Source organism: Pectobacterium punjabense (genome assembly GCF_012427845.1).
Classification (GTDB): Bacteria; Pseudomonadota; Gammaproteobacteria; order Enterobacterales; family Enterobacteriaceae; genus Pectobacterium; species Pectobacterium punjabense.
Genome location: NZ_CP038498.1, coordinates 1,595,514 through 1,609,817, shown reverse-complemented (window position 1 = coordinate 1,609,817; position 14,304 = coordinate 1,595,514). Strand labels below are relative to the sequence as shown.

The 14,304-nt window shown below is 43.0% G+C and carries 14 protein-coding genes; 3 read left to right on the top strand and 11 right to left on the bottom strand.

What is annotated here, in order from left to right; all coding sequences use genetic code 11:
- Nucleotides 1-41 precede the first annotated feature (41 nt).
- The 6 genes from E2566_RS07195 to E2566_RS07170 all read right to left on the bottom strand — a co-directional run bounded on the left by E2566_RS07195 (nucleotide 42) and on the right by E2566_RS07170 (nucleotide 6,974).
- Complete coding sequence (locus tag E2566_RS07195) at nucleotides 42-2,165, bottom strand: YjbH domain-containing protein (RefSeq protein ID WP_107169890.1); 2,124 nt, start codon at nucleotides 2,163-2,165, stop codon at nucleotides 42-44.
- Nucleotides 2,162-2,944, bottom strand: a complete 783-nt coding sequence (locus E2566_RS07190) for a capsule biosynthesis GfcC family protein (protein ID WP_107169889.1) — start codon at nucleotides 2,942-2,944, stop codon at nucleotides 2,162-2,164. Before E2566_RS07190 ends, E2566_RS07195 begins: the two co-directional genes overlap by 4 nt.
- A gap of 9 nt (nucleotides 2,945-2,953) precedes the next feature.
- Complete coding sequence (locus E2566_RS07185; RefSeq protein ID WP_107169888.1) at nucleotides 2,954-3,631, bottom strand: YjbF family lipoprotein; 678 nt, start codon at nucleotides 3,629-3,631, stop codon at nucleotides 2,954-2,956.
- A gap of 75 nt (nucleotides 3,632-3,706) precedes the next feature.
- Nucleotides 3,707-3,982: a hypothetical protein gene (locus tag E2566_RS07180; protein WP_107169887.1), complete on the bottom strand. Its 276-nt coding sequence runs from the start codon at nucleotides 3,980-3,982 to the stop codon at nucleotides 3,707-3,709.
- A 458-nt stretch (nucleotides 3,983-4,440) separates the two neighbouring features.
- On the bottom strand, nucleotides 4,441-5,847 hold the full coding sequence (gene gndA / locus E2566_RS07175) for an NADP-dependent phosphogluconate dehydrogenase (RefSeq protein ID WP_107169886.1): 1,407 nt from the start codon (nucleotides 5,845-5,847) through the stop codon (nucleotides 4,441-4,443).
- 230 nt (nucleotides 5,848-6,077) lie between these two features.
- Nucleotides 6,078-6,974 carry a sugar phosphate nucleotidyltransferase gene (locus tag E2566_RS07170; RefSeq protein ID WP_107169885.1) on the bottom strand — a complete coding sequence of 299 codons (897 nt, stop codon included), beginning with the start codon at nucleotides 6,972-6,974 and terminating at the stop codon, nucleotides 6,078-6,080.
- Between the two features lie 243 nt (nucleotides 6,975-7,217).
- Here E2566_RS07170 and rfbA point away from each other — a divergent pair, with 243 nt between their 5' ends.
- Genes rfbA through rfbD form a run of 3 tightly spaced genes read left to right on the top strand, consistent with a single transcriptional unit; the run spans nucleotide 7,218 to nucleotide 9,470 of the window.
- A complete protein-coding gene (rfbA, locus tag E2566_RS07165; protein ID WP_107169884.1) occupies nucleotides 7,218-8,087 on the top strand; it encodes a glucose-1-phosphate thymidylyltransferase RfbA in 870 nt (289 codons plus the stop codon).
- Between the two features lies 1 nt (nucleotide 8,088).
- The gene (gene rfbC, locus E2566_RS07160; protein ID WP_107169883.1) at nucleotides 8,089-8,625 is read left to right on the top strand and encodes a dTDP-4-dehydrorhamnose 3,5-epimerase; all 537 of its coding nucleotides are present in this window, start codon (nucleotides 8,089-8,091) and stop codon (nucleotides 8,623-8,625) included.
- A complete protein-coding gene (gene rfbD / locus E2566_RS07155) occupies nucleotides 8,622-9,470 on the top strand; it encodes a dTDP-4-dehydrorhamnose reductase (RefSeq protein WP_107169882.1) in 849 nt (282 codons plus the stop codon). The genes rfbC and rfbD overlap by 4 nt, the downstream gene beginning before the upstream one ends.
- Before the next feature lie 169 nt (nucleotides 9,471-9,639).
- Here the strand turns inward: rfbD and E2566_RS07150 are convergent, their stop codons facing one another.
- Genes E2566_RS07150 through E2566_RS07130 form a run of 5 tightly spaced genes read right to left on the bottom strand, consistent with a single transcriptional unit; the run spans nucleotide 9,640 to nucleotide 14,293 of the window.
- A complete protein-coding gene (locus E2566_RS07150; RefSeq protein ID WP_107169881.1) occupies nucleotides 9,640-10,053 on the bottom strand; it encodes a WbuC family cupin fold metalloprotein in 414 nt (137 codons plus the stop codon).
- 1 nt (nucleotide 10,054) lies between these two features.
- Nucleotides 10,055-11,254 carry a glycosyltransferase family 4 protein gene (locus tag E2566_RS07145; protein ID WP_107169880.1) on the bottom strand — a complete coding sequence of 400 codons (1,200 nt, stop codon included), beginning with the start codon at nucleotides 11,252-11,254 and terminating at the stop codon, nucleotides 10,055-10,057.
- The gene (gene wecB / locus E2566_RS07140) at nucleotides 11,254-12,384 is read right to left on the bottom strand and encodes a non-hydrolyzing UDP-N-acetylglucosamine 2-epimerase (protein WP_107169879.1); all 1,131 of its coding nucleotides are present in this window, start codon (nucleotides 12,382-12,384) and stop codon (nucleotides 11,254-11,256) included. The genes E2566_RS07145 and wecB overlap by 1 nt, the downstream gene beginning before the upstream one ends.
- A complete protein-coding gene (locus E2566_RS07135) occupies nucleotides 12,381-13,256 on the bottom strand; it encodes a dTDP-4-dehydrorhamnose reductase family protein (protein ID WP_240618646.1) in 876 nt (291 codons plus the stop codon). The genes wecB and E2566_RS07135 overlap by 4 nt, the downstream gene beginning before the upstream one ends.
- Nucleotides 13,256-14,293: a polysaccharide biosynthesis protein gene (locus tag E2566_RS07130; protein WP_107169877.1), complete on the bottom strand. Its 1,038-nt coding sequence runs from the start codon at nucleotides 14,291-14,293 to the stop codon at nucleotides 13,256-13,258. Before E2566_RS07130 ends, E2566_RS07135 begins: the two co-directional genes overlap by 1 nt.
- Nucleotides 14,294-14,304: the final 11 nt, after the last annotated feature.

Genomic DNA, 14,304 nt, shown 5'->3' with positions numbered 1-14,304 from the left:
GCCATGGCGGGCTTGATTAACGCTAAACGAACGGAGAGCGATTAGTGGTCGGTCACGTTATACAGTGGATTGCGGCGTTGCAGCATCTGACCACCATCACGCGTCAGCGGTACCCAACCGACAGATCCACGTTTCACCGTTGGTTCAGTAAACAGTAGATCAAACGGTATAGAGACGTAGAAACCTTTAGTAAAGCTCCCTTCACCGTATTCCGCGGCGCTAACGTTGGTTTTGGTAGCAAAGGCACCCGCAACAATCCCGCTGTCAAAGCGGCGAGACAGATCGATCGTCACCCCTTTATCTCCAGCCAGATAACGACCTACGCTGACCTTCGCTACCGCACCTTCCACGAACGGCAGTTCCCAGTACGCGGTCAGATGACCTGTCACCACATCGTAGTCGGCCATTCTCATGATGTCATTCCAGTCACGCTGTTTGACATAGTTCACATCCATACCCAGCGCCCAGCTCTTACCGAACGGACGATATAGCACTTCAGACCCAACTCCCGCATACATCATTTCCAGATAGCCGCCGTAGACCTGGGTATACCAGTCCTGCGCCGGGTTATCCCTGCGGGTCAATTGCAGATTAGTCAACATAAGATCCGAAGAGGTGACGTATTCACGTACCCAGGTTCTGACACGCGGCAGCGCTGCACCATCTGCAGGAGGGGTTTTATAGTTAAACTTATCGTAGTTATCCACCAAATTCAGCGTTGCGGTCCCCCCCACGCTCCAGTGATCGCTTAAGCGGTAATCGACGTTACCTTTCAGCGCAATCTGGTACATATAGAAGGATTCTGGGCCACCAAAAGACTGCGTCAGCGTCGGATCTAATGAATACGTCAGACGATCGGGTGCCGCGAGCAGCACCTGCTGACCACGCGCGTCGGATACGGGTTCTTTGCGATGTGTTTCAGGTTCCGGTTGGCCGAGTGGAGTAGCAGCCTGCTTCACCTGATGGAAGGCCTTGGCATCCACCTCCGTACTGGCAATAGGCAAACGCTGGCTGCGCTGCACAAGGTGGTATTCATCAATACTGCCCGGTACATGGTTCGCTAACACCGTAGCGGCACGCTGTGTGGCCTCTTCACTGCTACGATATTTTGTCTGTTCGGCAACAATCGTGACCTGTTTTTGGTCCGCGTAGATATCAGCGTCCTTAAAGCCCGCCTTATCGTTCAGCTCTTTCGAAACGAGCTGCCAGTTGGTGCCTTTACTATCCTGCACGGGTGCGTACACCGGTGGCGCATCATCTAAGTAGTTTGGCTTCAGGCTGTTAAAGTTGGTACGTAGGGTAAAGCCCCACATCAGAGTATTACCACGCTGCCACGAGAGCGTGGTATCCAGGTTATTGCCAACACGGTAAACCGCACCGATGTTGAAGGGAGAATCCTGCTTGATAGTACCAGCAAATTCACGGCTGTAGTCATTACCGTCGTACTCAAGTTTTAAGCGCAACGGGTCCCACGGCGTCTGATATTCGATACCGCCAAACAACGCAGCGGGGCCGTGGAAAAAGTTTTCAAACTCAAACTGTCCTCCGCCTGCTTTAAAACCACTACTACGCTGGCAGAAACTGGCTTTAAATGAACAAGCAGGGTTTTTAATATTGCCGCTCTCAGCCATATTGCCCCAGCCCATCCCTAGCGTGAAATCAAATGGCCCAAAACGTTTACTGGCCACTAGATATTCACTATCAAATAGCCCTGTACCCGCAATATCACGCAGTCCCACGGAAACCTGCGGCAACCAGTAACTTTCTTGCCACAATCTCGCTTTTATATCAAACCCTTTATCTTTTTGGGTTTGGTCACCACTAAAAGCGGTACTGCCGCTGTATGGCTGTGTACGCGTATCGGTATAACGCACCGTCGTTTCCAGCCAGTCAAAAAGCTGAAGGGATATGGAAAAGCGCCGATATTCTTCGTTATCGCGGTAATTCAGGCTAAACTCGCCCGTTTCCGCCATACGTGCAGTTGGTGTCTGTAACAATCCCGTGCCACCGAAATCAGACTGCGATACGCCAGCTGGCTGAAAACGCAGATTCGGGTTCGTCGCAGTGCGGTTGCTTTCACTTTCCGCCGCCATCACCTGCGCACTCAAAATGCCGCCAATCGCCAACGACAGACAGCTTAGTTTAACATTTCTGTTCTTGGTCATTCGAGTGGGGTCCGGTTAGCAAGGTAGTCAGCAAGCTGATCGTTAAGTGATGACATATCCTGAGGTAAAACAGAGGGATCAAAACCGATAAACAGCATTTCGCCCGCGGCAGGTTCACTATGCTGACGGTTCCACAGCGCTAGCGGTACTTTGCGCCACTGGCCATTGCCCCCAATCAGATAGCCGTAACTATTATCTGCTCCTGCAAGCAACCGTCGCCCAGCGAGATAATCCTCGAGCGACCATCCGGCATGTAGCGCTACTTTCCCTGACGTTTCCAGTTCGCCTACATCGGCGGAGGTATTGACCAGACCGATCAGAGAGAGTCTGTCATCATGGGGCGCGATATACAGCGCATACTCCCCCACCAAAGGACGGTTATTTTCGATATAAACACGCACACGGTCAGGATCTAAATCTGTGTGGATACGGCCTGCCACATTAATCGGGCTAATAGCCTTTCTCAACAGCCAGGCGGAAATGGCCAAATCACCATCACCTGAATTACGCCAGCGCGTTTCCAGTTCAGCCAGTTTTTGCAACAAAACGTCACCCTGTGCCCGAACGTTCTGCGTCGTAGCGAAATCGGAAATAAACGCCGTTCGCCAGTTGATGTTCTGTGGCCAAGGAACCTGTTCGTAAAATTTTTCAAGACGCGTACCGTCTTCCAGTTTAACAACGGCAATCGTCTGTTGAGGCGATTTCACCGTCAGTTGTGCAGACGTCGCGACGCCAGAAACGAGCAGCAACAAAGTTGTGATGCGATTAAGTGCCAACATTGCAGCCCCTTATTGTGAGTAGGGTTTTAATACGGTGAATGCAACCAATGCCATATCCGGCCCCATATGCTGCTGGCTCTGAACGACACTTCCGTTAGTCGGATCAAGCCAGTAACTATTGGTATAAGAGGCATTCAAGGCAGGGACGGTGACCTGTTCATCAAAGCGCAACAATTCGCGCGCGGTATCCAGAATTTTTATCGTCTCTTTGCCACGAGCCTGAAAAACGGACGTCATGTCATAACCACCGCGAAAAACCTGAGCCCACTCAACCCGGCTTTTCCACGTCATAGGTGTCGATGCTTTCAATAGGCCTAACGTCAGAGGATCATATTGCAGGTTATCCACATAGGTAATGTCTTCACCAAATCCTTGCGTCTTTACTATACGGCCATGTTGGGTCGCGACCATATTTTTATCGGCCCCGATCCATTTCAACTGGTTATGCTCGGCAAAAACAAGGACGACAAAAGCCTGTGGTGCCGATCCGACTTTCAGATAGGCTGACGCATAGGGAGTATTGGCAACCTGTTTGGCCGTTACGTGGGTATCATCCTGCCCAAAAAACGCCAAGTTGAACGTTTTTCCCACCTGTTCTACATTTTGGGAACAACCGATCAGTACAATGGATAAAAGAGGGGCGGCAACCAGCGCTTTCATTTTTGCTATTCGTTTTATTCTTGTCATTCGATGAAGTTCTCGTTGAACAGCGTAGCCCAGAAAAAGAAAGGCCACCGAAGTGGCCTTGGGATTAGTGAGACATCAGGTCCCTGTTGTCGTTGTAGCAGTATTGCTATCGTCATTGCTGGCAACAGCAACAGCAACACCAACGGCAACAGCAGCAGCAACACCCACTGAAATTAACGCAGTAGTACCCGCAGCAGCACCCGCACCAGCAGCAGCACTACCAGCAGCAATGCCAGCAGAACCAGTAGTACCGACAGAACTCGTCGCGCCAGTAGCGGCCCCACCAACAGCAGCATACACGTTTGACGACATGGCCAGTACCGCAACCAGCGTAATTAACGTTTTCTTCATTACGATTTCCTTTTAAACATGAAGCACTTCAGGGTGGAGCACCGTCGAAAAGACCATGCTCCGTCCTTCATTCCGGTCAGCACGATGGCAACATACTATTGTGCCCTAGCATGACCGTTACCGGGTTCCTCCCAGCAATGAGTTACAGTTCAATGGCGCTGAAACTCTTTACGATACAAGCATTGTTGATAAGGTAACACGCTCGGATAATCAAGGCCAAAGCGCAAAACTACCGCTCAATTTTTGCAATACCGTTAAAAATAGCAAGATCCCAATGTAATAAACAGCAATGTTCTCGGTAAGAATGCAGATTTCTTTAATGAAATTTACAGTATTTCAGAAAAAAATCATAGATATCTTAACGATATCAATAGACTGCTTCACCAATATAAAAAACGCCAGATATTTCCTAATCTGGCGTTTTATTAACAGACTGCATTACTTAATGCATAAAACAATTATTCCAGCCATTCGGTATGGAATACGCCTTCTCTATCCGTACGCTTATAGGTATGCGCACCGAAATAGTCGCGCTGAGCCTGAATCAGGTTAGCAGGTAACACGGCAGAACGGTAGCTGTCGTAATAAGCGATCGCCGCGGAGAACGTTGGTGTCGGGATACCTTGCTGAACGGCGTAAGATACCACATCGCGCAGTGCTTGCTGATACTCGTCTGCCACTTTCTTAAAGTAAGGTGCCAACAACAGGTTAGCAATATCTGCTTTCTGATCGTATGCGTCGGTAATTTTTTGCAGGAACTGTGCACGAATGATGCAACCTGCGCGGAAGATCTTGGCGATTTCACCGTAGTTCAGATCCCAGTGATTCTCATCTGATGCCGCTTTAAGCTGTGAGAAACCCTGAGCATAAGAAACGATTTTACCCAAGTATAACGCGCGGCGCACTTTCTCAACGAACTCGGCTTGATCACCACCGAATGGCTGAGCCGTCGGGCCTGTCAGCACTTTAGATGCCGCAACACGCTGATCTTTCAGGGAGGAAAGGTAACGGGCAAAAACAGATTCAGTAATCAGAGACAGCGGTTCGCCCAGATCCAAAGAACTTTGGCTGGTCCATTTACCGGTACCTTTGTTAGCCGCTTCATCCAGAATCACGTCAACCAGGTACTTACCTTCTTCATCTTTTTTCTTGAAGATATCGGCCGTGATTTCAATCAGATAGCTGCTTAGCTCGCCTTTGTTCCACTCAGAGAACGTCGCAGCCAGCTCATCGTTGTCCAGATTCAGTGCCTGCTTAAGCAACGCGTAAGCTTCGGCAATAAGCTGCATGTCACCGTATTCGATGCCGTTATGCACCATCTTGACATAATGACCAGCACCATCTGCGCCAATGTAGGTCACACAGGCTTCGCCGTCTGCACGTGCAGCAATCTGTTCCAGAATCGGCGCAACCAGTTCATAAGCTTCTTTTTGACCGCCCGGCATGATAGAAGGCCCTTTCAGTGCGCCCTCTTCCCCACCGGATACGCCTGTGCCGATGAAGTTAAACCCTTCAGCGGACAGCTCGCGGTTACGGCGAATAGTATCTTTATAGAAGGTATTACCACCATCGATCAGAATATCGCCTTTTTCCAGGTAAGGTTTCAGCGATTCAATCGTTTTATCGGTTGCTTCACCAGCCTTCACCATCAGCAGAATACGGCGGGGTTTTTCCAAGGATTCGACAAACGCTTCAACGGTGTAAGAAGGCACCAGTTTTTTGCCTGGATTTTCCGCGATAACTTCATCGGTTTTATCGGAAGAACGGTTAAAGATGGAAACGCTATAGCCACGGCTCTCAATGTTCAGCGCCAGATTGCGCCCCATTACCGCCATACCAACAACGCCAATTTGCTGTTTGGACATTAAAGCAACTCCTGTCTGAAGGATAACCTGCCTGCAACGGCGACAACGCCTCGCATTGCGACCTCGCAAGCAATTTAAAAACAGGCCGACATGGTAACTCAGCTTTGCGTGAGTGGGTAGTGATTGGTTTGATAGCGAAAGCTCACCCAATCGGAACGTATGGCGGGAAAAAGAAAAAACCGCAGAACGATTCAACGATCTGCGGTTTTACAGCGAGTTATCACGCAATATTACTTTTTCAGCAGCGCCTTAATACTTTCTTTAAATTCGGCACCAAACTCAGGATTGCGCAATCCATAGGACACAAATGCCTGTGCATAGCCCAATTTACGGCCGCAGTTAAAGTTCTTGCCTGACATTTGCACAGCATCAACCTGCTGAGTCGCAATCATGTCGGCAATGACATCCGTTAACTGAATACGTCCCCACGCGCCAGGGACCGCTTTTTCCAGCAGTGGCCAGGCATCGGCAGTTAATACATAGCGCCCGACCGCAGAAAGATCAGACCCTGTTTCAGATGGCGCCTCAGGCTTTTCAATCATAGACGTAATTGCTGCGGCATCGCCCGGGTTCACCAGTGGTTTTTCACAATCAACCACAGAATATTCAGGCAATACCTCATAAGGGCGATGTTTCACCAACACCTGGCTACGCCCGGTTTCTTCAAAACGAGAGATCAACAGCGCCAGGTTTTCCTTCGTCTGATCGGCCGTGCTTTCATCTAGCACGACATCGGGCAACACCACCACAAACGGATTATCCCCAATGATTGGGCGAGCACAGGAGACCGCATGCCCTAATCCCAGCGTTTCCCCCTGACGAACGTTCATGATCGTCACGCCTTTCGGACAAATAGACTGCACTTCAGCCAACAACTGGCGCTTGGCACGTTCCTCCAGCAAAGATTCAAGCTCAAAAGAGGTATCGAAATGATTTTCTATCGCATTTTTAGACGCATGCGTCACCAGAACAATTTCTTTAATCCCCGCCCTCACGCACTCGTTGACGATCTTCTCGATCACAGGGCGATCAACCAGCGGCAACATTTCCTTAGGGATGGCCTTGGTCACCGGTAACAAATTCATCCCTAAACCTGCTACAGGGATAATCGCTTTCAATGATGTCATGGATTGACTCTCTTCAATCTGATGGTTTTTATTTAAATGCTATTTTGATCGAACCGATCATTTTCACTTCGTAGCCTAATACCACCCGCCACGCATGACTCTAAGATTACACCCAATCAGCCACAAAGCGATCTCAGGTATCTGACTTTTTCTGATTCTGACGCCGAAAGAAATTTTTGTAGAGTAACGTGATACACTAGAGTCGTGATCTAGAGATAATTTTTATAGCATAAGGGTAGATTGATGAAAGGGATCGTATTAGCGGGAGGAAGCGGTACACGTCTGTATCCTATTACTCGCGGAGTTTCTAAGCAGTTATTGCCTATCTATGATAAACCGATGGTTTACTATCCGATCTCCGTTCTCATGCTCGCAGGCATCCGTGAAATATTGATTATCACCACGCCTGAAGATATGCCAGCATTTCAGCGCCTTCTAGGTGACGGCAGCCGTTTTGGTATTGAACTTAGCTACGCGATTCAACCTAGTCCAGATGGGTTAGCTCAAGCCTTTATCATTGGTGAAGAATTTATCAATGGGGAACGCTGTGCGCTGGTACTTGGCGATAATATCTATTTCGGGCAAAGCTTTGGCAAAAAACTTGAGTCCGTAGCAGCAAAAGAAGAAGGTGCGACGATTTTCGGTTATCAAGTTACCGATGCTGAGCGCTTTGGCGTTGTCGAGTTTGATCAAGATTTCAGAGCACTATCGATAGAAGAAAAACCGGTAAAACCTAAGTCAAACTGGGCCGTCACTGGACTCTACTTCTATGATAAGAATGTTGTGGAGATGGCGAAACAAGTCAAACCCTCCCACCGCGGTGAGTTAGAAATCACTACACTGAACCAAATGTATCTTGAACAAGGCACATTGAATGTTGAGCTGTTGGGAAGAGGTTTCGCCTGGTTAGATACGGGCACGCACGATAGCCTGATTGAGGCGTCACAATTTATTCATACTATAGAGAAACGCCAAGGGTTTAAAGTCGCATGCTTGGAAGAGATTGCATTCCGCAAAGGCTGGCTGTCTAAACAGCAAGTTGCTGACGAAGCAAAAGTAATGAGCAAAACGTCCTATGGGCAATATTTAACCCAACTCATCTCAGAAAAATAATATGCAAATCATTGATACCGCTGTTTACGGCGCAAAAATTATTCAACCGAAAGTATTTGGTGACGCCAGAGGCTTCTTCCTTGAAACATTTGAGAAGAAGCGCTACCAAAAGATGTTGGATATCGATTTAGACTTTGTTCAGGATAACCATTCCCGTTCAAGCAAAGGCGTATTACGCGGCTTACATTTCCAAAAAACGAATCCACAGGGAAAACTGGTTCGCGTTGTACGCGGGGAAGTTTTTGATGTTGCAGTAGATATTCGTCAGGATTCCCCAACATATGGTAAATGGTATGGGATAGTGCTATCTGAAGAGAACAAAACCCAATTCTGGCTCCCACCGGGGCTGGCACATGGTTTTGTCGTTCTCTCAGATACCGCAGATTTCGAGTACAAGTGTACAGATTATTATGATCCCAGCGATGAAGGATGCCTGTTATGGAACGATCCTGAAGTTGGCATTGAATGGCCAATATCCGATCCATTGCTTTCTGAGAAAGATAAGCTAGGCCAATTATTCAAGGATCTGGGAAAATGAAAATATTATTAACAGGTGCGAATGGGCAATTAGGCCGCTGCTTTCAAGATCGTTTGCCAATAGGGTGGGAGATTTTGGCGACGGACTCTGGTGAACTCGATATTACGGATTTAGCCCACATCGAACAGGCAGTAAAGGATTTCCAACCGGATGCTATCGTCAATGCTGCTGCGTACACCGCCGTAGACAAGGCGGAATCAGAACCTGAACTTGCAGAAAAAATCAACACTACAGGCCCAGAGAATTTAGCTGTTGTCGCCAGCAAGCAAGGCATTCGGTTAGTCCATGTTTCTACCGATTATGTCTTTGATGGTAATGCTACTGAGCCTTACAACGAAGACAGTGCAACGAATCCGCTAAGCGTTTACGGTAAAACCAAGTTAGCGGGTGAGCAAGCAGTGACACAAGCTGCTCCTGAAGCAATTATTGTGCGAACCGCTTGGGTATTTAGTGAATACGGCAATAACTTCGTTAAGACAATGTTAAGGCTAGCAAAAGAACGGGATGCATTAAGTATTGTTGCCGACCAGCGCGGTTGTCCAACCTATGCCGGGGATTTGGCGCAGGCGATTATTTTTCTGCTTGAAAAAAATGCTAAAGGTGGGATTTATCACTATTGTGGGGATAAGGAAGTAAGTTGGTATGAATTCACCCAAAGCATTTTTACTATCGCTGCACATAATGAAAAATTGAAGAGAACACCAACGCTAAAACCAATCACTACAGTTCAATACCCAACACCAGCACATCGCCCTTCTTATTCATCTCTAGCATGTCAAAAAATTCAAAGGCTTAATATCGAGTTGTCTAACTGGCAGGCTGTTTTGAATAAGCTAATCAAGTAAAAATATCACTCTCATTTAAATAGAATAATATTTAATCATGGCAAGTTATTTATCATAACTTTGCCATGAGATTTTCTACTGCACAATCTACTAAAATCAACCAATCATGAAATTAATATATAGAGAGTGGTAGTTATATAATTGGAGAAATTTGTTCTATATAATTAGCCTAATCATGACTCCAAGAAGGATATGTTTTGGCATATTCAATTAAGAAAGGCCCTTCTTTAACTTCTAATATTAAGGCCTTGTCGCTAATACATTCCAAACTATGAATATCATATGGATTAAGTTCAACAACTGCAGAATTCGTGTTTTCACCTACATTAAATTTTTTAATCACCCCCCCTTCATTATCATAAATACATATTTCCACACACCCCTCTATGACGATGAACATTTCCCATTGGTGTGGAAGAGCATGGTAATGAGGTCTAACATAGCTTCCTTTAGTTAAGGCTATAAATAATCGTTGAACTTTCTCATCATAATTAGCATGCAGGTTGAGATGAGACCTCTTTATTAGAGACTCTTTCGCACTTTCAAATAGCGGAGATAAGTACTCATTATTATATACTTTCATGTTATACCTTTAAGTTATCAATAATAGCATTTCCTACAGACTGAACTGAAAACTCACATTCAAGTAGAGAATATGCATTACGACCAACACTATTTCTTAACTCAGGGTTCTCATAAAGTAATAATGCATTATTAAACAGTTGCTCATCATCACCATTTATTGTAATCAAGCCTGCATTTTTTCCATTTACAATATCAAGTAAATCATTACCAAAATTAACACTACCTAAAATGGGTATTGACTGAACCATATAACCAAGTAGCTTTCCTGGAAAGTTATGAGCTGTATGTTGAGCTGATAAAGAGAAAAGTCCGATATCTATGTCTGCTAGGATATTTTTAAACTCATTTTGGTCGACAGAAGGTAAATAGGTGAAATTCTTAAGATTCCATTCTTTTGCCAATTGATTGACTAATTTAACTTCATCCCCTTGACCAACAAATAAAAAATGAGCCTTATCATAAACACTCATAGATTTTGCTAACCGCATTAGATTAGCCATATCTTGCGCATGACCAATATTACCGCCATAAAAATAAACTACTTTATTTTCTAAATGAAGTTTTTTGCGGATACTGACTGGCTTAGAAGGTGGATTATAAGGATTTAATGCAGCCCAGTTTCTTAAAATATCAGTTAAATAACTATGATTAGTAATTTCATCGAAAAGCAATTTATTTCTTTCAGACATTAAACCAATAACATTTGCTTGGTTATATGAATGTTTCTCAAAAAACCGAAAATATTTCTCAACAAATGATCCTTTCCTAATCATTCCTGCATCTATTACCCATTGAGGAAAAAGATCACGTAACACTAGGTAGGACTTACATTTACAACGTCCCTTAATTTTTGAAACCAATGGCCCCCAAAATATTGATGGTGAATAATAAATAATTCCATCAAAAGTCTCAGGGCCTATTTTTGAGGATATAGCATTCCACGCACGAAATGAAAGTAATGTTTCGTTAATTGCTCGTTTGATCTTATGAACATCTTTGATTGCTCCACTTGAAAAATACCAAATATTCACAGAATCAAGTTGGCACTGAACTAACTTTTTCTTCTGCTTTTCAACAGGAGTAATTACTGTAATCTCATAACCTAATGAAACATAATAGCAAGCAAGGTCATGGAACATTTTTGCTCCAACTCGTGTACTATGAGGTAAGTAATCATCAATAATCAGAGCTAAATGCATTAAATTTTTTTCCACACAACTCTATTTACATAGTCCGTATAGCTTAAGATAGTACGAAGAACTTTATCTGAAACATTTGGTGCTATGTAATCCTGAACCGTATTTATTAATCGTTCTTCTCCTCTAGGCTGTGTTTCCAATATTTCAATAGCCTGAAGAATACGAGTTATGCTCATACCCGTGAACATAACAGCTCCCTCTTCAAAACCCTCGGGTCTTTCTTGAGCTTCACGAATATTAATAGCAGGGAAATTTAAAATTGAAGATTCCTCTGTTATTGTACCACTATCACTCAATACAACTTTAGCCTCTTTTTGCAAGTGAACATAATCACTAAAACTAAGTGGTTTCATAAGTTGTATTTTGTCATCAAACTTAACATTTAGACTATCTATTTTTTTACGTGTTCTTGGATGAGTTGAAACAATTATAGGTAGGCTATATTTATCCGCAATTGTGTTTAATGCTTCCACATATAAATGGATGTTTTTTTCTGAATCAACATTTTCCTCTCGATGCACACTAACTACAAAGTAATTACCAGAACTGAGTCCTAGACGAGACAAAACATCTGATTTCTGAATTTTATCTTTATAAAAGTTTAAAACTTCATCCATTGGGCTACCTGTTTTTACAATAAGATCAGGGCTGATTCCCTCTTTTAACAAGTAGCTACGAGCTATATCACTATAAGGCATATTCACATCAGAGATGTGATCGACAATTTTTCTATTAATTTCTTCAGGGACTCGTAAATCGAAACAGCGATTACCTGCCTCCATATGAAATATAGGAATTTTCCTACGCTTCGCAGAAATTGCGGCTAAAGCACTATTCGTATCGCCAAGAATCAATACTGCTTCAGGTATTACATCTTCAAATAACTTATCCGATTTGCTAATGACTTGCGCCATAGTCCCTGCAGGATTAGTGCCAGCACATTCAAGGAAATAATCCGGATAACGAATACCTAAATCATCAAAAAATATTTGATTTAGCTCATAATCATAATTTTGACCAGTATGTACTAATATATGTTCACAATATTGATCTAACTTTGAAATTATACGCGATAAACGAATGATCTCGGGCCGAGTTCCAACAACCGTTACAACTTTTAGCTTTTTCATAACACATATCTCTTTATATAATCTTTATACATATATTCAATTAATTCATGCCATATTGGCGGTAAAAAACCAGTTGATGTTCTAAACTTAATTGAATCTAATGAACGATCAATAATAAAATTATCGTTATTGTTGATTAATATTTTCTTCCCATAAATTTCAGCAACTAAAGAAAGCAGAGTAAATTTATCGATAGGATCTACTGACAAATTATACAAGCCGCTTAACTCTGAATTTATAAAAATTTTCTCCGCAAGAATTTTTGCGATGTAGGCAGTTGGTAGACCAGAGAAAATGGCTTTTGAAAAACCATCAATTTTTCCTTTCTGATTTAGAAACCAATCAATAAGGCTAACTGAAGTAGATAATTCATGGCCAATTATGGATGTTCGTAATGTTATATGCTTCCCGTAGTTAACTTCTCCGAGATATTTTGACTTTCCATACAAATCTGTTGCTGTTGGTAAATCATTCTCTTTATAGTTGCCTTTTTTACCATCAAAGACACAATCTGTTGAAAAATGAATTAACTTTGCATTATTCTGTTCGCAAAGGCTGGCCAATTGGTGTGGGAATAATGCATTAACTTTAATAGCAGATATGTGCTGCTTAGAGATATCATGCTGTTTTATAAGGCCAATACAGTTTAAGACTATGTCCGGTGATATTTTTTTAAGAACACTTTCGATATTGTGCATATCACTAATATTGATATTATCGATTACATTGTTTATATTTTTTTTAAAAAAACTCTCTTTTCCTTCGATAGTACGGACTGTTCCAAAAACATTAAGATGCCTATAATCACTTAAATTAGAAAATAAGCTATAACCAAGCATTCCGGTTGCACCAATAACTAGAACTTTCATCATTATACTCCCTCAGGAATAATAATATTTCCAGATTCTATTTCTTGAATGAAGTCAAGTTTTCGAAGAAGTGTCTTCATTCCATCAACATCTAAACGAATTGTATTATGAGAATTATAGTCTTCTATTGATGAAAGATCTTTTTGACCTTCTTCAAAATATTTTGAATAATTTAAATCTCGATTATCTGCTGGAATTCGATAGTAATTACCTTGATCCTGAGCCACAAACATTTCTTCTCTACTACACAAAGCTTCATATTGTTTTTCACCATGACGGGTGCCAATAATACTCACTGGATGTCCTGGTTTATTCAAAATATCTAATATAGATTTAACTAATATTTCGATAGTAGCAGCAGGGGCTTTTTGAACGAAAATATCACCATTCGAACCATTTTGAAATGCATGTAAGACTAGATCTACAGCATCATCTAGAGTCATCATGAACCGAGTCATATTAGGATCTGTTATTGTAATAGGATTCCCATTCACTACTTGACGAATAAATAGTGGAATTACAGATCCCCGTGAAGCCATCACATTCCCATAGCGAGTACCACAGATCGTGGTATTAGTATTTTCAAGATTACGGCTCTTAGCTACAATTACTTTCTCCATCATTGCTTTTGATATGCCCATTGCATTGATGGGGTAAACAGCTTTATCAGTACTTAGGCAAACAACCCTTTCGACATTATGGTTTATAGCTGATTCAAGCACATTTTCCGTACCTAATACATTCGTTTTTACTGCCTCTAAAGGATAGAACTCGCAGGATGGAACTTGCTTTAGTGCCGCAGCATGATAAACATAATTAACCCCACGCATTGCACTAGAGACACTTTGCAGATCTCTTACATCACCAAGGTAAAATTTAAGCTTGTCCGATTGAAAGTATTTACGCATATCATCTTGTTTTTTTTCATCACGTGAAAAAATTCTTATTTCTTTTATATCGGTATTTAAAAATCTCTTGAGGACCGCATTACCAAAAGAACCTGTTCCACCTGTAATTAATAACACTTTATCTTTAAACATACATCCTCTTA

Bases quoted from the DNA above. Each gene is read 5' to 3' on its own strand.
- E2566_RS07170 (WP_107169885.1), bottom strand. From the start codon at position 6,974: ATGACATCATTGAAAGCGATTATCCCTGTAGCAGGTTTAGGGATGAAT.
- rfbD (WP_107169882.1), top strand. From the start codon at position 8,622: ATGAAAATATTATTAACAGGTGCGAATGGGCAATTAGGCCGCTGCTTT.
- gndA (WP_107169886.1), bottom strand. From the start codon at position 5,847: ATGTCCAAACAGCAAATTGGCGTTGTTGGTATGGCGGTAATGGGGCGC.
- E2566_RS07135 (WP_240618646.1), bottom strand. From the start codon at position 13,256: ATGATGAAAGTTCTAGTTATTGGTGCAACCGGAATGCTTGGTTATAGC.
- rfbC (WP_107169883.1), top strand. From the start codon at position 8,089: ATGCAAATCATTGATACCGCTGTTTACGGCGCAAAAATTATTCAACCG.
- E2566_RS07190 (WP_107169889.1), bottom strand. From the start codon at position 2,944: ATGTTGGCACTTAATCGCATCACAACTTTGTTGCTGCTCGTTTCTGGC.
- E2566_RS07145 (WP_107169880.1), bottom strand. From the start codon at position 11,254: ATGCATTTAGCTCTGATTATTGATGATTACTTACCTCATAGTACACGA.
- wecB (WP_107169879.1), bottom strand. From the start codon at position 12,384: ATGAAAAAGCTAAAAGTTGTAACGGTTGTTGGAACTCGGCCCGAGATC.
- rfbA (WP_107169884.1), top strand. From the start codon at position 7,218: ATGAAAGGGATCGTATTAGCGGGAGGAAGCGGTACACGTCTGTATCCT.
- E2566_RS07195 (WP_107169890.1), bottom strand. From the start codon at position 2,165: ATGACCAAGAACAGAAATGTTAAACTAAGCTGTCTGTCGTTGGCGATT.
- E2566_RS07185 (WP_107169888.1), bottom strand. From the start codon at position 3,631: ATGACAAGAATAAAACGAATAGCAAAAATGAAAGCGCTGGTTGCCGCC.
- E2566_RS07150 (WP_107169881.1), bottom strand. From the start codon at position 10,053: ATGAAAGTATATAATAATGAGTACTTATCTCCGCTATTTGAAAGTGCG.
- E2566_RS07180 (WP_107169887.1), bottom strand. From the start codon at position 3,982: ATGAAGAAAACGTTAATTACGCTGGTTGCGGTACTGGCCATGTCGTCA.
- E2566_RS07130 (WP_107169877.1), bottom strand. From the start codon at position 14,293: ATGTTTAAAGATAAAGTGTTATTAATTACAGGTGGAACAGGTTCTTTT.